Below are 22,669 nucleotides of genomic sequence, written 5' to 3'. Positions count from 1 at the left end.
CCGGTCGGCCCGACGATGCGAAAAAACTACCCGAAATTCGCTAAGCTGCTGTTAGTGCAGTGAAAACCAGGGAGGTATCGCGTATAATTCGCTTTTGCGCCTATAGGATTTGCCATGCGTCTGATCCAAACAGCACTCACGTTCGATGACGTGCTCCTCGTCCCGGCTTTCTCCGATGTTCTGCCGCGCGACACCAGCCTCAAGACCCGGCTGACCCGCAACATCTCCCTGAATATGCCGCTCGTGTCCGCCGCAATGGACACGGTCACGGAAGCCCGTCTCGCCATCGCAATGGCGCAAATGGGTGGCGTGGGCATCATCCACAAGAACCTCACGCCGGCCGAACAGGCGCGTGAAGTCGCCAAGGTGAAGCGCTTCGAATCGGGCGTCGTACGTGATCCGATCACCGTGCCGCCGCAAATGAAGGTGCGCGACGTGATCGCACTGTCGCGCCAGCATGGCATTTCGGGCTTCCCGGTTGTCGAAGGCGCGCAACTGGTGGGTATCGTCACGAACCGCGACCTGCGCTTCGAAGAGCGTCTGGACGAGCCGGTGCGCAACATCATGACGCCGCGCGAGCGCCTCGTCACAGTCAAGGAAGGCACGCCGCTCGCCGAAGCCAAGGCGCTGATGCACAGCCACCGCCTCGAACGCGTGCTGGTGATCAACGACGCATTCGAACTGCGCGGCCTGATGACGGTCAAGGACATCACCAAGCAGACCGAACACCCGGACGCGTGTAAAGACGAGCACGGCAAGCTGCGCGCAGGCGCGGCGGTCGGCGTGGGCGAAGACAACGAAGAGCGCGTGGAACTGCTGGTGCAGGCGGGCGTGGACGTGATCGTGGTCGACACCGCGCATGGCCATAGCAAAGGCGTGCTCGAGCGCGTCAAGTGGGTCAAGCAGAACTTCCCGCGGGTCGAAGTGATCGGCGGCAACATCGCCACCGCGGCGGCCGCCAAGGCGCTCGTCGAATATGGCGCGGACGGCGTGAAGGTCGGTATCGGCCCGGGCTCGATCTGCACGACGCGGATCGTCGCCGGCGTGGGCGTGCCGCAGGTCACCGCGATCTCGAACGTTTCCGAAGCGCTGAAGGGCTCGGGCGTACCGGTCATCGCCGACGGCGGCGTGCGGTTCTCCGGCGACGTCAGCAAGGCGCTGGCCGCCGGCGCGAACGCCGTGATGATGGGCAGCATGTTTGCCGGCACCGAAGAAGCGCCGGGCGACGTGTTCCTGTTCCAGGGCCGCCAGTACAAGTCGTACCGTGGCATGGGCTCGGTCGGCGCGATGAAGGACGGCGCCGCGGACCGCTACTTCCAGGACAACTCCGCGAATATCGACAAGCTGGTGCCCGAAGGTATCGAAGGCCGCGTCGCCTACAAGGGCTCGGTCAACGCGATCCTGTTCCAGCTGATCGGCGGCGTGCGCGCCAGCATGGGCTACTGTGGCTGCCGCACCATCGCCGAGATGAACGACAAGGCGGAGTTCGTGCAGATCACGGGCGCCGGTTTGCGCGAGTCGCACGTGCATGATGTGCAGATCACCAAGGAAGCACCCAACTACCACGTGGACTAAACGCTAATGAAGCCATTGCTGCGCGGTGTACTCATCCTCGATGCCTTGCTGTTGCTTGCGTTCGGCCTGCTTTTTCTGCTGACGCCGTGGACTTCGTTGTACAACGCGCTGCTTCTGGTGCAGACCCAGCCGGCTCTGGTCGGCCAGGGGTTTGGCGTGGCGCTGATCGGGCTCGCGTGGCTGGCTCTGCACGCGTCGATCGACGGCGCGTTGACGACCGCGGTCGCCCGGGTGGTCGGCCATGTGAACTGGCTGACCGGCGTGCTGATGCTGGTGTGGCTGCTCGGTCTGCATACGCCGGCGCTGACCGGTTTCGGTCAGATCGTCGCGGTGCTGACGGGTGTCGTGTTGCTGGTGATCGGTCTGGGCGGCGTGCGTTTGTCGGGCGCGGTGCGGCGGCGCGAGAAAGTGCGGCTGGTCGAAGCCGCTGCTGCGGAGCGCGCCGAAAAACAGGCGGCGAAAGACGCCGCGAAAGACGCGGCTAACCGGCGCGAGCCGGGCCGCGTGACAGCGGGCTTTCCGGTCTATCACGCCGAGCCGGTAGTTGAGCCCGTCGTGCCTGTTACGCGTCCGGTCAGTGCCGCCAGTCCTGTTGCAGCGGCGCCGCTTCATCCGGTGGCCGACGAAGCCGGTCTGACGGATTCCGAACGCGCAGCGCGGGCAGAAGCCGCGGCCGCGCGGGACGAAGCCCGCGATGGCGCCGCCAACCCGCCCCGGCCGCCGTTTCATGGCTGACGCGCCGCGCGCCACGCCGTTTGCCGAAGCTACCGGATTCCGTTTGCGCTCGCCGCTAGCAACTGGCTGCGGCGGCGCGCACGCAACGGCGCTGCATCGTTACGCTTCACGCTCCAATGTCCCCACGTGGACCGCTTTGAATTCAACGCCGCGCGCTGTGCGCGGCATTCCGTATCCGCTTACTCTTTGACTCCGTCCGCTGCCATGCACGACAAGATTCTGATCCTCGACTTCGGTTCGCAAGTCACCCAACTGATTGCACGTCGCGTTCGCGAAGCCAACGTGTATTCGGAAATTCATCCGTACGACGTCGATGCGTCGTTCATTCGCGACTTCGCGCCGAAGGGCGTGATCCTTTCCGGCGGCCCGAGCTCGGTCACTGAAACGGACACGCCGCGCGTGCCGCAGGCCGTGTTCGAACTCGGCGTGCCGGTGCTCGGCATCTGCTACGGCATGCAGGCGATGGCCGAGCAGCTGGGCGGCAAGGTCGATATCGGCCACCTGCGCGAGTTCGGTTATGCCGAGGTGCGCGCGCGCAACCACACGAGCCTGCTCGAAGGCATCAGCGACTTCACCACGCCGGAAGGCCACGGCATGTTGAAGGTGTGGATGAGCCACGGCGACAAGGTGCTGGAAATGCCGCCGGGCTTCGCGCTGATGGCGTCGACGGAATCGTGCCCGATCGCCGCGATGGCCGACGAAACGCGCCATTTCTACGGCCTGCAATGGCACCCGGAAGTCACGCACACCGTGCAGGGCCGCGCCATGCTCGAACGCTTCGTGCTGAAGATCTGCGGCGCGCAGCCGGATTGGGAAATGGGCCACTATATCGACGAAGCCGTCGCGAAGATCCGCGAGCAGGTCGGTCAGGAACATGTGATCCTGGGACTCTCGGGCGGCGTGGATTCGTCGGTGGCGGCGGCGCTGCTGCATCGCGCGATTGGCGATCAGCTGACCTGCGTGTTCGTCGATCATGGCCTGTTGCGCCTGAACGAAGCCGAGCAGGTAATGGCGACCTTCGCGGATCACCTGGGCGTGAAGGTGATTCACGTCGACGCGAGCGAGGTGTTCCTGCGCAAGCTGGCCGGTGTGACCGATCCGGAAGCGAAGCGCAAGATCATCGGCGCGGAATTCGTCGAGGTGTTCCAGACCGAAGCCGGCAAGCTGACCGATGCGAAGTGGCTGGCGCAAGGCACGATCTATCCGGACGTGATCGAATCGGCCGGCAAGGGCAAGAAAGCCACGCAGACGATCAAGAGCCATCACAACGTGGGCGGCCTGCCAGAGACGCTGAACCTGAAGCTGCTCGAGCCGCTGCGCGAACTGTTCAAGGACGAAGTGCGCGAACTCGGCGTCAAGCTCGGTTTGCCGCCGGCCATGGTGTACCGCCATCCGTTCCCGGGCCCGGGTCTGGGCGTGCGGATTCTCGGCGAAGTGAAGCGCGATTTCGCGGACCTGCTGCGCCGCGCGGACGCGATTTTCATCGAGACGTTGCGGACTTTCATCGACAAGGAAACCGGCAAGTCCTGGTACGATCTGACGAGCCAGGCGTTCGCGGTGTTTCTGCCGGTGAAGAGCGTGGGCGTGATGGGTGACGGGCGGACTTATGAGTATGTTGTCGCGCTGCGCGCCGTGCAGACGCTGGACTTCATGACCGCGCATTGGGCGCATCTGCCGCATGAGTTGCTGGGGCATGTGTCGAACCGGATTATTAATGAAGTGCGCGGGATTAACCGGGTGGTGTATGACATTTCGGGGAAGCCGCCGGCGACAATCGAGTGGGAATGACCTAGACTGTTCCCAAGTCGTTCCGGGAGCTCCGGTTTTTCGTGTTTTCCCTTTTAAAAACATGAGGTTATTGTCCGCTCTGATCCGTGGTGATCCGGGCAATGCCAAGCGAGGATGTCGGTACTGTTGACGGTATCGATATTCCCTCCTCGGACGGCCTTGCCCGATACCGTCAAGCTGCTGTGACGGTATCGGTTGACGGTATACGTTCGAGGAGGCTGTATGCTCACCGATATGCAATTACGAGCGCTGAAACCCGGCGAAAAAATCTACAAGGTGGCTGACCAGCAAGGGCTGTACGTCGCGGTAATGCCTTCTGGTGGGATGAGTTTCCGGTACGACTATCGAGTAAATGGCCGCCGAGAAACCTTGGTCATTGGCCGGTATGATCCGCAAGCACCGGCCCGGAAACTGCGCGAATCGGATCAGTTAAGTTTTGGTATGTCGGTCAGCCTCGCGGAAGCTCGCCTTTTGCATGCCCAAGCTCGGAGGGAGATCCAGCAAGGAAACAGTCCCTCGCGCTCGAAAGTCGAAAAGCGGGTGCAAGCCAACGACGCCTTCACGTTTGGAAACTGGGCAGAGAAGTATTTCGCAGAAGCCACTCTGGCCGATTCAACGCGCTCGATGCGCAAGTCCGTGTACGAGCGCAACCTCGCGTCGGAATTTGACAAGCTGAAGCTGGAGGAAATCACGCCGGCTCGACTAATGGCGCGATGCGAGAAGATCAAGGCGCGTGGTGCCGCTGCTCAGGCGATCCACGCAAGGGAAATCGTGCTGCAGGTATTTCGCTTCGTGCAGGCGAGGGGAATCAAGGTCGACAACCCGGCTGCGTCCATCAGACCCAGTGCGATCGCCACATTCAAAGCGCGGGACAGGGCGCTGAACCCGGAAGAGATTCATGTCTTCTTCAATGTCCTCGAGCAGGTAGCCACCATGTCGACGTTACGTCTCGCAGTCAAGTTCATGCTGCTGACGCTTGTTCGTAAATCGGAATTTATCGACGCTACTTGGGACGAGGTTGATTTTGAGGCTGCAACCTGGACCATTCCCAAGGAGCGAATGAAGGCTGGGCGGCCTCATCGAGTCTACTTGAGCGAACAGGCGTTGGAGATCCTCGTGGCCTTCAAGACTTGTTTTGGGGCTAGCATGTACCTGCACCCAGGAAGATATGAGACCGCCTCTCCGATTAGCGCAGCGACCCTGAATCGGGTGATCGATAGCACGGTGAAGCTGATCAATGACAGGGGCGACGAGTTTGAATCATTTACCGTGCACGACCTACGTCGCACGGCGAGCACGCTGTTGCATGAAGCGGGATTTAACACAGACTGGATAGAGAAATGCCTTGCGCACGAACAGCGTGGTGTACGCGCGATCTACAACAAAGCGGAATATGCGGATCAGCGAAGAACGATGCTTCAGGCGTGGGCGGATATGGTAGATCGGTGGATCAAAGAAAAGCCTCGCGCAACATTCGATTCGCGTGGAGGCAAAAATGTCGTTGCGCTGTCTAGGACCCGCTATACCGATATGCTGAAAGATAGTCTGAATGGCTCGGCGTGATTCGCTGGCGAGTTCGAACCCCACCGTCTCCGCCAGCAATTGCCGTGGAACCCCGCAGAGTCAAGGCTCTGCGGGGTTTTATTTTTTTTACGACCTACAAATCAACCATCAAATGACAGGCGGCTTCCGGAGGATGGCTGAGGTATACGCGGGACCATCGCCCTCTATATTTGGTCCGGTCGTCATTGGGCGGTCAGGGACGGCGACGCCAGCGCCCGGGTCTGAGATGCACGTTCAAGGCCAAGGGGATACGAAAACACAGTCATCTTTTCGTCTCTCACTGCACGAAATCCACAATTCAGTCGCGGATTGACACGTCGTCTAGGCGACGCGGCAGTTGAACCGCCGCGATAAATGCAAAGGCGTGAATACCGCAGAGAACCAGAAACGCCCACGCATACGCGCTTGAAACTGCATGGCCATTGACGGCGGATCTTAGCTTCCACGCTAGAAACGTGGCGCACAGCGTCGTCATCGTCGGTCCACCGAGGCGCTGGACGATGTTGAGCGAAGTTGTCGCCATCGGCAATTGCTCCCGGCGAACTGAAGCATAGGCGGCGCTCAGCGATGGCAGGCCTACGCCGCTCATGCCCAGTCCCCGTAAAAACAGAGCGGGTACGAGAACCAGCAGATTCAGCCCGTGGGCCGCGAGATACAGCATGGGAAGTGTAGCGACCAGTGTCAGGAGGGCACCTGCCGCAGACACGCGCCGAATGCCGAATCTGTCCGTCAGCGCGCCCATGAAGGGGTTGGTGAGCATCATGCCGATGCCAAGCGGCGCGAGCATCCAGCCCATTTCACCGGGCGCGCGGCCGCACGCCTGGATCAAAAAGGCAGGGATGAGCATCTGGCCAGCGAACATGCCGCCGTTCGATAGAAATTGCGTGATGGCTGCGGTGGAGAAGACGTGACCCTCGAACAGCCGCAAATCGATCAGCGCAGCGTCGCCTTTTCGCCGCGCCGCATGAAGGAAGGCTGCCATCATCGCGATGCCGATTGCCAGAATAACGCGCCCCGCCGTGTGGTCGAGGCGCCCGGAGCCATATAGAAACATTGCCAACCCGGGTGAGAGCAACGCGAGACCGGACCAGTCCAACGTTCGCCGCGTCGTCTCACTTTGGTCGTTCGGGAGGAACAGGAGCACAAGCAGAAGTGCAATGCCGCCAACCGGCAGATTGACCAGAAACAGCCAGCGCCAGGACGCATATTGCAGGATGGCGCCAGCGATGATGGGACCCAGGACCGGGGCCAGCAGCACAGGAAGCGCCATATAGCCTGCTACGCGGGCCATGTGCTTGCCCGCAGCCCGAGCGATCATCATCTGCGTCATAGGCGCGAGGAGCCCGCCGCTGACGCCCTGCAGGACGCGGAACCCGATCAGCGAGGGCGCCGACCAGGCAACGCCACACAGCGCCGAGCACAGCGCAAACGCGGAGAAGCACCACAGGTAGAGCGCCTTGGCGCCGATGCGGTCGACCAGCCATCCGTTCAGCGGCAGAACCAGAGTGAGTGCCAGCAAATAACCGCTCGTGACCCACTGGATCGTCGAAAGGCTGCTGTTGAGTTTCACCGCGAGGTTCGACAGTGAGACGTTGACGATCGTCGCGTCGAGCTGGGCGAGCAACGCCCCGAACAGAGCGACGCCGGCAATTTTCCAGACTGCGGGATCAAGCCGGTCCGTTGCAGGCGCGTCCGCGGTATCAACGGCTTTTCTAGGAGAGGTTTGTGACATGGCCGCCATTGAAACGGCCGAAATGCCGTGGCGAGAGCAATGAGATCAGGAATGCGCCGGCACCCAAAGCGAGAATGTCTGCCGTATCCCTCAACTGGAAATCGCCGACGCGACAGACCAGCAGATAACCGATAACAATATTGAAGAAACCCCAGAGCACGTTGATGCTCGATGACGACAAGCCTTCTCCGGGCGGCTTGGCGAACGGGCTCTGAAATGACCGTCCCATCATGCCGCTCACGACGTGCGGCACAGCGTTTGCCAGGAAGAAACCGCCGAAGAAATAAGCAAGCAGGAAAAGCGAGGACATTTCAGGTACTCCTTTTCGAAAGGAGATTGGCAATCTCCCTGCATGTGCCCGTCTCGCCGAGTTGCGGAAAAATCCACTCAAGGCTATTGGCGTGCGCTTCCGCACTAATATCCGTCACGGCGTCCACTGCGAGAGTGACGTTGAAGCCGAGTTCATGTGCTTGCCGCGCGGTTGACTCCACACCCACGCTTGTCGCAACGCCGCAGACCACTACCTGGGTGACCCCGGCGGATTTGAGGTGCGTCTCAAGGCCGGTGCTGGTGAACGCCCCCCAGGTTCTCTTGGATACGAGATGATCCTGCGGTTGCCTATCCAGCTCCGGCAGCAGCTCGGACCAGTCCGGCGGGAGCGCGCCGCCCGCGTGATGCTGCTCAGTCCGGCCCGGCGCCATTCCGACGACGTTTACCAGCACGACGGGAAGACCGTGCTGGCGGAAAGTTGCCGCCAGATTACTGGCGTTTTCCAGTACGTTCGTGAAGGGATGGGCAGTGGGAATCGATGCAACGATCTTCTGCAGGTCGATGACGATCAGCGCAGTTTTGAGGTCCAGTTGAGTTGCAGCCATATAGGTATCCTAATAAATTGAAGTCGATCTGGCTCTGCACCGCCAACGGCGGTAGTACGAGCGAAGGTCAGGAATCGCCAATCTGCCGGATGATCGCGGTTGCCGCGACAAGCGCCTTCAGGTCCGCGGGATCGAGTTGGCCGAGGGCACTGACCAACCAGTTACGCTTCATGGCGCGGTGGCTGGTTCTCACCGCCATGCCAGTCTCGGTCAACGCAAAAAGGATCTGGCGACGATTCGTCGGGTGAGATCGACGCTCGATCAGTCCTTCCTGCTCAAGACTCGCCAGAATGACGCCCATCGACTGCGGCTTCATCAGTTCTGCACGAGCGAGATCCGCAGTGGTCATGGGGCCGCCTTGTTCCAGACGAGCCAGGACGCCCATCTGGGAAAGGGCCAATTCGGTCGGGTTGGATTCAGCGCGTAGTCGCCGCAGCAATCGACTGATCGCTGCCGTGAGATCCTTCGCAACAATCTCCAGGGAGGAATCGACTGTCATAGCCGCACTATAGTAGATGAAAGATAAACTTGCAAGTTTGTCTTTCATTGCCGCGCCGCTCTGCTCTGCAGTGGTACTGGATGCCGACCGCGACATCGAAGGCCTCGAGGCTGTTGATGTCCACGCAGAACTGACCCACGGGGGTGCGGCTAAATTCTTGGACTGGTTATGCCGCGATTCCAAGACTTTGCCGGTATTCGACCGGACTAAGAGAGCCGAGCGAGACCTTGATCCGCGTTGCGTTGTACCACCGGATATAGGAGTCGAGAACCTCGATAAACTGATCAACGGTCGTAGCTCGCCAATCACGAAGATAAAACATTTCCGTCTTAAGTCTCCCGAAGAAACCTTCACAGGCTGCGTTATCAGGCGAACATCCTTTGCGTGACATCGAGCGAACAAGCCTGGCATCGCGCATTCGGGATAGCCATCCCGGCCATCGATAGTGAGCACCACGATCGGAGTGGACCACTGGCCGATCATTGCTGTCGGCTACCGACTCGATGGCAGAATCCAGCATGGCATTGACGAGTTCAGCATCGGGACGCGTGCCGATTGACCAGTTCACAACGAGTCCGTCGAAGCAGTCTATTACCGGCGACAGATACACCTTGCCGGCAGGGATCTGGAACTCGGTGACGTCCGTGAGCCATTTTTGATTCGGGGCGGCTGCACGGAAATCACGATTGATGAGGTTATCCGGAGCGGGAGTGATTTCTCCACGATAGGAGCCATAGCGACGTCGTCTCGTTGTGGCAGCGGCCAGGCCTTCCTGTCGCATCAAACGTCGCACGACCTTCTCTGAGATGAATACCTGCTGCCTGCTCAACGCCGCTCGAATTCGACGATAGCCATAGCAACGGTAATTACATTCGAAGATGTCTGCAATCACGCGACGCGCGTCAGCATGCCTGTCAGCGACAAGCAGACGTGCACGGTGGTAGAAGTAGGAGCTGCGGGCAAGCCTCAGGGCGGATAACAGCTCTGGCAACCCATAGGTTTGTTTCAGGGCATCAACCGGCATCGTTTTCTCCCGGTTGCTCAGGAGATGCGGGTCGATGCCCATCCCTTTTTTTACCAGTTCGTTCGCTTTCTTGAGGATATCGCGCTCGAGCTCCAGCTTGCGGATGTCGCGTCGAAGCGATTCGACCTGCTGCTCCAGCTCCGCCCGCTCAAAGTTCGGTGCTGGCTTCTTCGGGCGCTTCATGGATGCTGGAACCTCCCGACCAAGTAGCTGGTTCTTCCAGTTGTACAGTAGAGGCCTGCTCACGCCCGCTCTCTGAGCAATCATACTTGCGCTTTCATCTCTGGTGCACAGTTCAATCACCGCCGCCTGTCGGGCCTCGCGCGATTTCGGAACGCTGCCCGCCACTCTGCCGACAGTACGCTTTCCGATCTCGGGACACAATTCTTCGATCCATTTGGCGAACGTCCCACGACTCGGGTAGCCGAAAACCTTCAAGGTCGCAGCAGCACATCGGTCATGGCTCAGATAGTAAGCGACGGCAGCCTGTTTCTCTTCGGCCGAATACCTCGGCGCGGCACGAACATAGCCGGGTCGCAAATCATGGCACTGTTCGTATTCGCGATGCCACGCCTTCAGAGAGTTTTTTGTCGGGTGCCCCAGCCGTCTGATGGTCGCCTTGATACGCTTGCCCAACTTCAGATAAAGCTTAACTGCTCGAATGCGGTCTTCGTACGAGTACACGGACTACCTCCAGGTAGTCCAAGATTTTGTCCGCACCCCCGGTGGGTTAAGACTGCGTGAAAATCAACACGAACGCGCTGGAAGTGACCTGCACCCGCTGCGCAAGAACCTGACGGCGCTTGGTGCCGCAACGAGGCTCGCGAACATCCGTGGCGCGGGTTTTGCGCTGCACGCCGCTAACGAAAACGGACTGGATGGTGTGCCCGACCAACCCTCTAACGCGAAAGAGGGGCGTATGAAACAACTGATTCGGGTAGTCGAGCGCGATGCCGCGTGTCGCGACGCGCTGCGTATCTCATCGTATTCAAAGAGACGCTCGGCAGACTTGAAAACGGCTTCACGGTGCATGAAAAGTATCTTGCCTCAGCTGCGTACGAACTGCAAACACCGATCACCTTGATCCGAGGTCAGATCGAGTTGCAACCGGGGAGCGAGGGCAGGAACTGCTGTTTCGCGAGATCGATCTGATGGCGCGCAGGTTCGGCAGTTGAGCACATCAACGCCGCGCAAGTCTCGCGATGCCCGACTTGCTGCACATCCGCCTCGAGATTAGCCTGTCAGCGGACGATGCCATCATCAAGACCCGGCCTGTGTTTACCAGCCCGCATTGGCCGCACCGATGATCGTCATCGACGTGCTCGCGCGCAGAGTTCGCATCCGAGCACCCGGGATCTCCGGGCAGCACAGTTTTCTGTCGAAGAGAATTGTGTGAGATCCCTTAGAGGAGTGATCGCGCGCCGGTGTTTGAATCGGTGGTTCGCGAGACATGCGAACCAGCGTAAATCACATGGTGTGGCATCTCACTGGGTGGGTTGAGTAGCTAACCGAAGGCTTTCGCGAACGGACCTCACACCGTCGACGTTCCTCGCCGCCTGCACCGCGAGAGGAATCTGACTGGCTTCCTGGACCACTCCAGACAGGATGATGTTGCCGTCGGACGCCTTAACAAATATTCCGGTAGCGTCTAGCCCCTTGACGTGCGAGAGCGCCTTCAAGACGCGCTTTGACAAGGCCCGGTTGGCGGAGCGCACGGCATTTGGCGATGTCGGTGCTGACGCCATTTCACCATTCGCATTGCCGCTCGCGGGCTGTCCCGGTTGCGCGACCGCATTCAAAGTAAAGAGCAAGCACACCAATGTCATGCCTCTCACTGTAATCTGATTCATATCTGCTCCGACGAGTGTATGTTAGATTTCCGGAAAAATTGGCGGTAACTTGACGCGACTGCCGATACGCCATCCCTAGAATTTTGTTTGTAGCCCGACCGATATGCCGGTAATACCGGAACTCCCGGGGCTGCGGTTGAGAACCGCGATATTCGTCGGATCCTTCCTGTAGGCGCCGGAAAAATGATTTCGGTCGGCTTCCACGTAGATCTCGGTTCGCTTGGAAAGAAAATATTCACCTATCACATACGCAGTCTGCTTGTGACCACTGGCGCCTTTAACATTGCCCAGGTTACTGGCGATGTCATCGTAGTAGGCGGCAGTCACCGCAAATGCCGGCGTAATTTGCCAGACCACGCCGCCCTGCGGCACATCATCACGTCGCTGGGAAGGAGCTTTCGTCGATCCGCTCACGGTTAATACCAGATAGCTGAGATAGGCGCGAACGGGTCCAATTTGCCACACGCCGCCGGCATAATAGTTCTGTGCGATCTGGCTTGCATCCGCATTGTAGGTGCGTTGATATGCAATACCGCCTCTTAGCGGTCCCGTATCGTAGCTGGCGGCCGCCGAATAGTTGGATCCTGCGCGCTGGTTCCCGGCGACACCGCCGAATGAATAGCTTGCACTAAGCTTTGCTCCGGCGAAGCCGTTTGTATACTTCACGGAGTTGTTGAAGCGGCTATCCAAAGTGAAAAAGTTCACACCGAGAAGACCGCCCGGAGTGATCGCCGGATCTGCGCCGCCAATCAGTGACGGATCCAGAGAAATACCCAAATCCTCAAAGGAACTGAACTGGCGTCCCATCGTCAGACGTCCATATATCCCATCCAATCCGACATATGCTTGACGGGACCAAAGGACGTTATTTGTGGCCAAGGTGCCATTTGAGGAGTTGAAGCCGTTTTCCAGACGGAAAATGACCTTCACTCCCGCACCGATGTCTTCGGAGCCGGTCAGGCCGAACCGGTTCGGCGCGATGATGTTGGAGTATTCGACTGTCGAGCCTCCCTTCGTTCCATTAACCCATCTGACGCCTCCGCCAACAATACCGTAGAGGCTCACACTTGACTGTGCGTGCGCAAGATTGAATACCGAGGAAAGCAGGATTGCCGCAAGCGGACCTTTATTCATTCGTAGACCTATATAAATAATCGAATTGTGATGGCCTAAACGTCACCGACGATCGCGTCTGCCCGGCCCGGGGCCAGCAGTGCGAGTTGACGGAAACGGTCTCCAGAGGCGTCTGTCTCCTCGACGCCAAAACATCTCTGCCGGACTGCCGCTTCAAGGAAGTTCAGCTTTGCGGCAAACGGCAGATAAGACTGGCACTCTGACCGCGGCCTTTCGGTGCGGTCGGGAGCCGAAAATCATGGCTTCGTGCGGCGGGGTGCGTCCGTCATACCGTCCGGGTCAAGAGATGACCTTCCAGTAGGAGTGGCTATCTTGATCACGGTTGCCCCGTTATTTCCTCAAAGGTCCTGTTGCGTGTTCTCGGCCCGGCCAGTCCGATGGTGACCACCGCGACGAGCATGCAGCCGCTGATCGTAAGGAACACTGTCGCGACGCCGCCACGCGTCAAAGCAAAGGCAACGATGTACCCGCTGATGGCTGCCGAAAGTCTCGTAAACGAGTACACGAAGCCAACGGCGCGGGCTCTTATGGACGTAGGGAAGATTTCGCTTTGGTAAGCATGACCGTGAAAGCTCAAGGCCGCATTCGCGAATGTCAATCCGATGCCCGTGCTGATCCAGCCAATGGGAGAGACGGAGTGTGCGAAGACGACACCTAATACAATGGCGACCAGGCCAATTACGATGATCTGGTGCTTGCGCTCGAATCGATCTGCCAGCAACGCGACCAATATTGGCCCCAACGGCGCTGCAAGACTGACGCCGAAGGTATAAAAGAGGCTGTGCTGTAGCGGCACACCCTGCGCTTCCAGCAGCGTGGGGATCCAGTTGCTGAATCCGTAGTAGGCAATGTTCTGAAAGACGAAGTAGACGATCATCATCAACATCGCATTGCGCACGTAGCGAGGGGAAGTGCGGTGTGCCGTGCTGGGCCCTGTCGGCGCTGACACAACCGGTGCGGGCTGCACTCCAGGCGGCTCACCAGCGTCAAAGGCGTCTAGCACGGCGTGCGCCTCCTCCCGACGTCCTTGCGACGCAAGCCAACGCGGGGACTCCGGCAAATTTCGGCGAAATATCCAGAATGCCGCAGCCCCCGCTGCTGGAAGGAAGGTCAACCACCTCCACCCCGTAATGCCCAATATCGAGCGCGGGACCAGGACGGCCGCCAGCAGGGCTGCGATGGGGATTGCAGAATATTCGATGGATTTACCCATGCCGAACGCCTTGCCCCGGAGGTGCCTGGGCATGATTTCCACGATGAAGCAGTCGATTGCGACAGACTCGGCGCCCAGTCCGACACCTGCCAGGAATCGCCAGAAGCAGACCCAGATCGAGTCGTTCTGCAACCCCATGACAAACGTCGCAAGAGCGTAGGAGGCTAGCGCGTAGCCGAACACAGCCTTGCGACCGAACCGGTCTCCTAATCCTGCGAATCCGATCACACCGACATACAGGCCGAGGAAGGTAGCTGCTATGAAGGTTGCCTGGTCGGAAAATCCGAACAGGCCAGCATTCCCTGTTTTGAAAATCCCCGCTGCCACGAGCCCTGGGGAAAGGGGAGCAGTCAAAGCCAGGTCGTAAATTTCGAAGAAGCCGCCCACCGCGATCAGGGCGACCCATCCCCAAAGGCGCATCGACCCGTTCAGCGCGTCAATGCGCGCACCGATCTGAGCCACCGCAGCGGCATTCTCGGGATCGTTGCGAGCGGGCGCGCGACTTTCCCTGGCTCTTGCAGCCATCAATATCTTGTTCAATGTTGTCTCCTCCTGGGTCGACCGGTCAGTCGATCCGGACGCTCAATAGCGGAATGAACTGCTGCCCGCCGTGCAGATCCGATGCCCCCAGTGCACCTTGCGTCGACGGATGCGGGATACTGAACTTGAATGCGCGGGCACTGTCGCATTCGAAAAACCGGACCTTGTCGGGTGTGGTGTGATACAGACGCGAAAACATCTCGACGTTGAGCGCCCCCGAGCGCTTGACCAGTTCATAGCTCTCGTCCTCACTGAACAGGATGTCAAAGGTCAAGACAAAAGGGCCTGCGTTCTTGCTGCGGATCATCGCCGCGATGTCAGAGAGTTGCATGCCTGGCTTCCTCGATATGCGTGACGGCGATCCGAAACATGGATACTGGCGTATCCGGCAGCACGACGTGATTCATGTTGAAGGCATACACCGGCCCGCGTTCAATGTGCGCCGGGTTGTGCAGGCAAGCGAAGCCCGTGATCGATCCTTTCCACTTGGTCGTGGGCTGGTGCAGCAACGGTTGCCGTGTCAATTGCACCAGGGCGCTGGCGGTCTGCTGGTCCGCAGCGGTTGCTTCGACAACGAGCCCGATCTCGTGCGGGATTCGTGCGCGATCTGGCTCGAGCGCGCCCATTACGCCGTCGCGGCCGTATGCGTGATAGTCGATCCTGGCGCCCATCGCTTCCAATGATTTCCCGAATACCTTTTCCACCGACAGCTCGACACGCTGAATCACTTTGGCGAGCCAGTCGTCAAATTCCCTCAGGATGAAGGGATCGCGGACGCCGCCCACCATGATGCTTTGATATCCCACGAGTTCGGCGCCTTCGAGCTTGATGGTGGGCCGCTCGGCTGGTCCGAACTTGCTTCCCCGTATCCGCACGCTTGTCTCGTCGATCTGTTCGTAAACGGTCTCGCTGATGTCCAGTACGCCGGAGGCCTCAGTGAAGCAAAACGGATCGGCGTTCTCGTAGAGACTATGCGCGGCGACGGATTGTGTCGTGCAACGCAAACCTGGGCCGATCGGCTGGATCACCACTTCGTCGGGCCGCACATAGCCGACGATCATGCCATGTGCGGGCCTTTCGCAAACCGAGGGACCGCATTCGACAACCTTGCCCGCGTGCCAGGCGAGCCCATGCGGCAGGCCCATCTGGATCGGCATGGCCGCATACAGTGCGGGATCGCTGCACCGCCCAGCCACGACGAGATCAACGCCGGCGGCGAGCGCCGCCTGCAACGGCTCGACGCCCATCATGCCGACTATGCGCTCGCTGCGCCGGATCGTCGTTTCGTCGAGCTGGGGAGCCGGGTTGAGTGCGCGGATTCGCCCCTGTCCAAGTTGTTCCAGCAGGAAGTCCTTTGACTGCTCCGAGCGAATCTCGGCGACCTTGAGCTCCAGCCCCTCAGAAGCTGCGACCTCGCGGACGATCTCCATGAACCAGTCAACGTGCACGTCTGCGCCGCCCGTGCCCACCGAGCCAATCAGCAGTGGAACCTTGGCGGGCACGGTGTTTCGCAGCAGGGTGGTGAGGTCCCGCAAGATCGCTTCACGTGGAAACGCGCACACGCCCATTCCCAATGCAAACGGACCCGCGTCCGTGGTGCCGGCGTCGGCAGCAACGAAATGTGGCTCGCACGCCATCGCCTTGCGCAAGCTGTCTTCGGGGACGCCGATGCCGAGCATCCCGCTCGCGGCAATAAACCTGCATTCCTTCATGTTGTCTCCATCCGGATGATCAATGGCCCGGCTGGGAACAAGTGTCGATGTATGTGGCATCATCAGTCAATCTCGATGATAATTGTCGATATATTGACTTGATCTCCGCCCCACATGACAAACACAACTCCCGTGCCGCTGGGCTCCAGCGATAGCCTTTACATGACGGCGGAGGAAGCCGCGAGCGCATTGAATGTCAGCGTGCCCACGCTCTATACCTATGTCAGCCGCAAGAACATCCGTGCGCACAAGACTCGCGGCAGCCGGGTCAGCCGGTACCTGCGCTCGGATATTGAACAGATCAAGTCGGGGATCGCGCCTGCCTCGGCGCGCGACACCGCGCCCGGTCTGACGGGCTCGTCGGCTATCACCTTGATGACGGAGGCGGGCTCCTTCTATCGCGGTGTGAGTGCCATCGATCTGGCAGAGAAGGCCACTCTGGAGGACGTTGCCCGGCTGCTGTGGGATGCCGGTGACTTCGATCCCTTTGAATGCCCTGCGACCGCGCTTCCCCCGCAAAGTGATGCGCTGCTCAAGGCCTGTGGCAACTTTAGTGCGCTGGACCGAGCCATCATGCTGCTTCCCGCCATCGAGGCGGCGAATCCTCGTGCGCACGATCTCGGCAAGCATGGCTTTCTTCGCTCCGGGGCAGACGTGTTGCGCTGGTTCGCGGCCTGGATGCTCGGACAGTCATCTCCGGCCAGGCTGCCGCTGCATCGCTACATTGGTGCGACGACAAAATGCGGACCGAAACTTGAGGATGCCGTACGCAGGGTGCTCGTTCTTTCGGCCGATCAGGCATTGCATCCCGCAACCTACGTCGCTCGCGCGGCGGCCAGTACCGGCGCAACGCCCTATCGGTGCGTGATTGCTGGCCTGTCGGCTGCCACGGGCAAACGCTTGCCGGCTGTTCGCGTCGGTGCGTTTTCCCGCTTTCTGGCCGAAATCGACAACGCCCAGGATTCGACCGAGCCGATCAGGATTCGCATGCGGGAGAGCGAAGACATTCCTGGGTTTGGCTATTCGCCATTCAATGCGCCAGATCCACGTTCGGCAGCATTGTGGGCCTCGTTGCGCGTTCTGCTGGCGACCGACCGGAACTTTGCACGCTTCGAGCGCGCTATCGACCTCGCCATTGATCTTACGGGCCAGCAACCGGATTTTGCGCTGCTGGCTGCCTATGTGAACCGCCGCATCGGCGCCGAGCCGGACGCGAATCTGGTGCGGCTGGGGCGCATTGCCGGTTGGGTGGCACATGCGTGGGAGCAGCAAAACGAGATGCCCCTGGTACGCTGGAAGGTCAATTACAACGGTGTTCTACCCGGTTGATTCTTATATCGATACAAACAATCGATATTGACACATTCCTTTCCCGAACTGTATGTTCAGCGAAAACCTGGGGTTCAAGGAGACAGCGTGAACAAGCGGTGGGTACGTCGGCCGGAGGGGTCGAACTGGGGTGATTTCGGTAACGAGGATCAGATCGGCAGGCTGAATCTCCTGACACCAGAAAAGGTCAGGCAAGGTCTCGCAGAGGCACGGGAAGGCATCACGTTTTGCTTGAGCCTGCCGCTTGACTATCCCGGGGGCGATGTCGCCAATCCCCGGCGACACCCGCCCCGGCTGTTCGGTGCGATGCTTGGCGGCCAGTGCTTTCACAATCACGCGCGACCTGTGCCGGGCACTGGGCGGCGGTCGGTTGTCTGCGACGACGCCGTGCTCCTCTCTACTCAATACTCGACGCAATGGGACAGCCTTGCACACGTCGGCGCCGAGTTTGATGCGGACGGTGACGGCATCGCCGAGGTCGTCTACTACAACGGATGGCGCGGTGGCGAACATATTGTGACGCCACCGCCGCGAGAGGATGTCGAGGAATGGGCGAGTCATGAAGGCGTCAGCGCCGGACCACTAGGCATCGACACGATGGCTGCGACTTGCGTGCAAGGGCGCGGCGTAATGGTCGACCTGTTCGAGCGTTTTGGCCGCGAACACCACCGCGTCCGCTATGAAGAACTCATGCGGATTTTTGAGGAGGACGGAGTGGAAGTCGAACCAGGCGACATGCTGTGTTTGTGCACGGGTTTTGACGAGTTACTGCTCGAAATGAATCGAGCACCGGACCCCTGGCGACTGCACAACAGCTGCGCGGGGCTCGATGGATCCGACCGCCGACTGCTGCAATGGATCACAGACTCCGGTGTCGCCGCCCTCATTTCGGACAACCGTGCTGTTGAGATTCTCCCACCGCCAGCGGGCGCCGCGAGCACCATCCACGAGCATTGCCTTTTCAAGTTGGGAGTGCCGCTCGGAGAGCAATGGTTACTCTCGCCCCTGAATCGGTGGCTGCGCGAGCACGGTCGCAACAGGTTCCTGCTTACCGCTCCGCCGCTGCGCTTGCCAGGGGCAGCTGGCTCACCGGTCACGCCGGTCGCAACAGTGTAGAAGCCTATGAGTGCTCCTGTAGTCGTTCTCTGCAGTAGCGCGTGAGGGTGTGGGTGAATTCCGGTTTGCCGCGCCTTCTTTCGTCCGACGCTTGACGCGAGGCTGGATCAGATGATCTCGAGCCGCGGGAGAGGGGCGAGGCCATCTGCTGGGTCGGAGAAAACCAGCTTGAATGTCTGGTCCAACCTACGGATTCAACCAATGAGGACTCGGCAGCGCGACCGGCCAAAGGAGCTAGAGCCCAGCCGAATACGGCACACTGAGTGCACCCGGACGTAAGTGCTCAGTCAATGAGCTCCCGGCAACGAAGTCGTAGTGACAGAACGATCTGCCTCAGTGACCAATCCGATCATGCTTCGCCCGGTCCGACAGACTGGCGTTCGACGGCATCCGGACATTGGTAGTGCCTCAAGCATTGCCTGCGCACGTTCCAAACGGGACGATCGCCATGTACTTGTAGTACTTCGGCGGAAGGTGAAAATCAACGGCTGCACAAGAGATCCTTAGTTATTCGGACGGAAAATTGCGAAGTGTCGCGATGCCTGACGATGTGGTGTTCGTCGAAGATTCCCCTCATTGCGAATGGCAAACGGCAGAGGTGCGCTCGCCTTTGATAACGACCCGGTCCCTGTTGCAGTCAGACTGGAATGCCTTGTCGACGGTGAGGCGCAGCGCAGGGAATCATTCGCCTCGGATTGCTACCGGACTACAAAACTGCATGTGCCCCCCGCGGATCCATTGCGCGTTGCAGCGGTGGAGTATGGATCTGCTCGACCGAAGAGCTACAGCACGGTTGCGTAGAGCCGCGTTGTTTATAGTCGATTCTCAGGTCGGTAAGTAACTGGTAAGTCGAACTCCCATAAAGTCAGTTCCATCCTGTTCACTGACTTTCCGGAAGCGACTGTGAGAAAAAAATCTTTGCCTGTTCGCCGTATATTTTTGTCCACGATCTTGCTTGGGCTCTCTTCGGAGATTGCGTGGGCACAGGGAGCGGACACGGACCAAACCGGGACCGCGAATTCTGGTTTTACGATCCTGAACAATGCGACCGATGTGACCCATTGGGGGCTTGGCGGGGGTGTCAGCATCGGAGAGTCGCCGTACAAGGGTTACGGCTCAAAGGTCGAGCCGTTTCCGCTGGTGTATTTCGACGACAAATGGGTGCATTTGCTGGGTACAACGATCGACCTGAAGATCGGGAACTGGGACGGCGTAAGTGTCGCGTTGCGTGGGAGATTTAATTTTGGTGACGGTTACAAGCAGTCCGACGCTCCGATCCTGAATGGCATGGAGGACAGAAACGGTGCATTCTGGTACGGCCCGGCGCTCGCGTGGCGTAGCGCATTTGGGACGTTCTCCGGGGACTACCTGCTAGGCGGGAACAAGGGTGAGCGGGCCGGCGTCGATTACAGCAAGACCTTCGAAATGGGGACCTTTTCGATCACACCGCACGTTGGTGTCGAATGGTTGAGCGGCAAATACGTTGATTACTATTATGGCGTACGCCCCTCGGAGGCGCGCCCCGGGCGCGCGGCGTACACGGGACGGGCAAGCTGGAATACGTCGCTGGGAACCCGTGTCGACTACAACCTCACACGGCACCAACGCCTCCTGCTGGACGTTGGTGTGTCGCATTTTGGCGGCGGCATCACGGACAGTCCGCTTGTCGGGAAGAGATACGTCCCGGATATAAGGATCGGTTACACCTATCAGTTCAAGTGAGCATAGTGTCATGTCACGGGTTGCAATTGTCGAAGATCACGAACGCCTTGCCGACATGGTGGGCCAGGCCCTCGCCGGGGTGGGAGTCGAGGCGGACGTTTTCCGCAATATCTCGGAGGCGACCTATGGCGTGAGCCGGGCCGACTACGCGGTGTTGATTGTCGATCGTGGTCTTCCTGATGGCGATGGGCTGACTTTCCTGCGTGAGTTGCGTGCGGCGGGCCGGATGACGCCATGCTTGATGCTCACGGCCCGCGATGCCTTGCACGATCGAGTCGACGGCTTGGAAAGCGGCGCGGACGACTACGTGACCAAGCCGTTTGCAATGAGCGAGCTGGTCGCGCGGGTGCGCACCCTGATGCGCCGCCCGGTGACGCTGACAACGTTGGTTGCGTCATACGCGGATGTGGTCGTGGATCCCCGCCAACGCGAGATGCGCTGCGGCGTGCTATCGGTTCTGCTTGCCCCGGCCGAACTACAGATCATGCTTTGCCTTGTCGAGGCGGGTGGCCGAACTGTTCGGCATTTGGCACTCGAGCATGCCGCGTGGGGGCTTGGCGAAGCAGTAACACCGAATGCGCTGGATGTGACCGTGCACCGGTTGCGGAAGAAACTTCTCGCGATCAACGCAAGGGCGCGACTGACGAATCTTCGCGGCGCAGGATTTGCCCTGGAGGACGCTACGGCGCAACGGCAGCAGCCTTCGCGACCCGAAGGCACATGAGGGACCCGTTCTGCGGCCATCGGACCGCAAGAGCGACCGATTCGTGTCGCCCGCGGATCCACCCGATATGAGTATTCCGACGCCCAGCAATTCCGCTCCCGTTTTAACCTGAGAGCCGCCATGTTCAATCACTGGATTCGAAGTCTGTCGGCCCGGTTATGGGTGACGACCGTCGTCGCGCTCGCAGCCAGCCTGACCGTGCTTGCCGGGATGGTTATCCATGTTCTCGATCACTACCCGGAGCAGACTCTGGGTCGACGTGAAGAGATGGAGAGTCTCGCCAGGGTAATTGATTCAATCAGGTTCGACGACTCCGGCTTTCCCCGCGATGTGGAGCTTCCCGATCGGCAGGCTTGGCTGTTTCAGGTTGCGCCCACCGAGCTCAAATATCGTGTGCTGGACGCGCAGGGTCACGTCCTGCTCGCATCCGCGGGAGCAGAAAAAGACGGTCCGTGGCTGATGGGCGACCTTTCTGCCGACGTTGGCAAGATAGCCCACGCGGATGTCGACGGCCGGCGGTTTTCGATCGCGACGCGCAGGGTATTGCGGGGACAATCCGAGTTCTATGTGCAGACCGCGACGAGCGCCAGGTTCATAGACATACTGGTCAGTTCAAAGGTCAAGCCCATTCCGTCGACGGTCAGGGTCATTTTCTTTATTACAATCGCTATATTCGGCGTTGTGCTGTTGTTTACGATCCGCCGCATGCTCAAGCCGTTGCGGGACGCGTCCGACGCGGCGGCGCAGATAACTCCGCGTCATCTGAAAACGCGCCTTTCGACCCATGGTGTTCCAAGTGAGCTCAAGCCGTTGATCAATGCCTTCAACGAGGCGCTCGGACGGCTCGAGAACGGCTTCCTGGTTCAGCAGCAATTTCTTGCGGCTGCTGCGCATGAGTTTCAAACGCCGCTGACGTTGATCCGCGGGCAGATCGAGTTGCAGCCGGAGATCAAGGAAAGAGATCTTTTGTTCCGCGAAATCGACCTGATGTCGAGGCAGGTGCGACAGCTGCTACATCTGGCCGAAGTCAGCGAAGCACAGAATTTCGACTTCGGCGAAGCCAACATTGTCGACGTGGCGCAGGATGTCGTTGCCTATCTGGCTCGCAAGGCCGATGCAAAGCAGGTGAAGTTACGTGTGGATGAGCGCGACGCGGCACCGTCGATCTGGGCGGACAAAAGCGCGTTGTTCATCCTCCTCAAGAATATCGTCGAAAACGCGATCAACGCGTCCCCTGCTTACGGCATCGTGTTGTTGACGATTGATGGGATATCGATCGAGATTTCTGACGAAGGGCCTGGTATCCGGAAGGATCATCTTCCGTTTCTGTTCAAGCGATTCTGGCGCGCGCCCGATGCAAGGCACGATGGCGCGGGCCTGGGATTGGCAATATGCAAGGAAATTGCAGCGGTGCATGATTGGCGCCTGACAGTGAGCTCACTTTCGATTGGAACGCGCTTCACTGTCTGGCTATGACCTTCCTCTTTGTCGAACCGCTGACTCGTCGCGCGATTCTCGTCATATGCACGGGCGGAACG

At 59.6% G+C, this 22,669-nt stretch carries 19 protein-coding genes; 9 read left to right on the top strand and 10 right to left on the bottom strand.

Annotated elements, in window-relative coordinates; all coding sequences use genetic code 11:
* The first annotated feature begins 114 nt into the window (after window positions 1–114).
* From guaB to BXE_RS13430, 4 genes are all read left to right on the top strand, one after another.
* A complete protein-coding gene (gene guaB / locus BXE_RS13450) occupies window positions 115–1,575 on the top strand; it encodes an IMP dehydrogenase (protein ID WP_011488845.1) in 1,461 nt (486 codons plus the stop codon).
* Window positions 1,576–1,581: 6 nt separating this feature from the next.
* Window positions 1,582–2,310, top strand: coding sequence for a hypothetical protein (locus BXE_RS13445; protein WP_011488844.1), 729 nt, complete (start codon window positions 1,582–1,584; stop codon window positions 2,308–2,310).
* Between the two features lie 204 nt (window positions 2,311–2,514).
* On the top strand, window positions 2,515–4,098 hold the full coding sequence (gene guaA / locus BXE_RS13435; protein ID WP_011488843.1) for a glutamine-hydrolyzing GMP synthase: 1,584 nt from the start codon (window positions 2,515–2,517) through the stop codon (window positions 4,096–4,098).
* A 222-nt stretch (window positions 4,099–4,320) separates the two neighbouring features.
* Window positions 4,321–5,661: a tyrosine-type recombinase/integrase gene (locus BXE_RS13430; protein ID WP_011488842.1), complete on the top strand. Its 1,341-nt coding sequence runs from the start codon at window positions 4,321–4,323 to the stop codon at window positions 5,659–5,661.
* Window positions 5,662–5,959: 298 nt separating this feature from the next.
* Here the strand turns inward: BXE_RS13430 and BXE_RS13425 are convergent, their stop codons facing one another.
* The 10 genes from BXE_RS13425 to BXE_RS13375 form a co-directional block, all read right to left on the bottom strand.
* Window positions 5,960–7,402 carry a DHA2 family efflux MFS transporter permease subunit gene (locus BXE_RS13425; protein WP_011488841.1) on the bottom strand — a complete coding sequence of 481 codons (1,443 nt, stop codon included), beginning with the start codon at window positions 7,400–7,402 and terminating at the stop codon, window positions 5,960–5,962.
* Window positions 7,374–7,703, bottom strand: a complete 330-nt coding sequence (locus BXE_RS13420; RefSeq protein WP_011488840.1) for a hypothetical protein — start codon at window positions 7,701–7,703, stop codon at window positions 7,374–7,376. Before BXE_RS13420 ends, BXE_RS13425 begins: the two co-directional genes overlap by 29 nt.
* 1 nt (window position 7,704) lies before the next feature.
* On the bottom strand, window positions 7,705–8,268 hold the full coding sequence (locus BXE_RS13415) for an isochorismatase family protein (RefSeq protein WP_011488839.1): 564 nt from the start codon (window positions 8,266–8,268) through the stop codon (window positions 7,705–7,707).
* 67 nt (window positions 8,269–8,335) lie between these two features.
* Window positions 8,336–8,815, bottom strand: a complete 480-nt coding sequence (locus BXE_RS13410; protein ID WP_011488838.1) for a MarR family winged helix-turn-helix transcriptional regulator — start codon at window positions 8,813–8,815, stop codon at window positions 8,336–8,338.
* Between the two features lie 118 nt (window positions 8,816–8,933).
* Complete coding sequence (locus tag BXE_RS13405) at window positions 8,934–10,475, bottom strand: IS3 family transposase (RefSeq protein WP_011488837.1); 1,542 nt, start codon at window positions 10,473–10,475, stop codon at window positions 8,934–8,936.
* 800 nt (window positions 10,476–11,275) lie between these two features.
* Entirely contained in the window at window positions 11,276–11,641 is a 366-nt protein-coding gene (locus BXE_RS13395; RefSeq protein WP_011488836.1) for a BON domain-containing protein, read from the bottom strand.
* Between the two features lie 75 nt (window positions 11,642–11,716).
* A complete protein-coding gene (locus BXE_RS13390) occupies window positions 11,717–12,775 on the bottom strand; it encodes a porin (RefSeq protein WP_011488835.1) in 1,059 nt (352 codons plus the stop codon).
* Window positions 12,776–13,091: 316 nt separating this feature from the next.
* The gene (locus BXE_RS13385) at window positions 13,092–14,528 is read right to left on the bottom strand and encodes an MFS transporter (RefSeq protein ID WP_148222950.1); all 1,437 of its coding nucleotides are present in this window, start codon (window positions 14,526–14,528) and stop codon (window positions 13,092–13,094) included.
* 25 nt (window positions 14,529–14,553) lie between these two features.
* Entirely contained in the window at window positions 14,554–14,859 is a 306-nt protein-coding gene (locus BXE_RS13380) for a DUF4387 domain-containing protein (RefSeq protein ID WP_011488833.1), read from the bottom strand.
* A complete protein-coding gene (locus BXE_RS13375) occupies window positions 14,846–16,207 on the bottom strand; it encodes an acyclic terpene utilization AtuA family protein (RefSeq protein WP_199577079.1) in 1,362 nt (453 codons plus the stop codon). The genes BXE_RS13380 and BXE_RS13375 overlap by 14 nt, the downstream gene beginning before the upstream one ends.
* 147 nt (window positions 16,208–16,354) lie before the next feature.
* On the opposite strand from BXE_RS13375, the gene BXE_RS13370 reads away from it, so the two are divergent.
* The 5 genes from BXE_RS13370 (at window position 16,355) to BXE_RS13350 (ending at window position 22,607) form a co-directional block, all read left to right on the top strand.
* Complete coding sequence (locus BXE_RS13370) at window positions 16,355–17,569, top strand: citrate synthase family protein (protein ID WP_011488831.1); 1,215 nt, start codon at window positions 16,355–16,357, stop codon at window positions 17,567–17,569.
* 87 nt (window positions 17,570–17,656) lie between these two features.
* Window positions 17,657–18,685, top strand: a complete 1,029-nt coding sequence (locus tag BXE_RS13365; protein WP_011488830.1) for a cyclase family protein — start codon at window positions 17,657–17,659, stop codon at window positions 18,683–18,685.
* 903 nt (window positions 18,686–19,588) lie between these two features.
* The gene (locus BXE_RS13360) at window positions 19,589–20,407 is read left to right on the top strand and encodes a MipA/OmpV family protein (protein ID WP_049782187.1); all 819 of its coding nucleotides are present in this window, start codon (window positions 19,589–19,591) and stop codon (window positions 20,405–20,407) included.
* Window positions 20,408–20,417: 10 nt separating this feature from the next.
* Window positions 20,418–21,131, top strand: coding sequence for a response regulator transcription factor (locus BXE_RS13355; RefSeq protein WP_011488827.1), 714 nt, complete (start codon window positions 20,418–20,420; stop codon window positions 21,129–21,131).
* Between the two features lie 120 nt (window positions 21,132–21,251).
* Window positions 21,252–22,607, top strand: a complete 1,356-nt coding sequence (locus BXE_RS13350; protein ID WP_011488826.1) for a sensor histidine kinase — start codon at window positions 21,252–21,254, stop codon at window positions 22,605–22,607.
* Window positions 22,608–22,669: the final 62 nt, after the last annotated feature.

The organism is Paraburkholderia xenovorans LB400, assembly GCF_000013645.1.
Lineage (GTDB): Bacteria > Pseudomonadota > Gammaproteobacteria > Burkholderiales > Burkholderiaceae > Paraburkholderia > Paraburkholderia xenovorans.
This window is presented reverse-complemented; position numbering and strand designations above follow the sequence as displayed.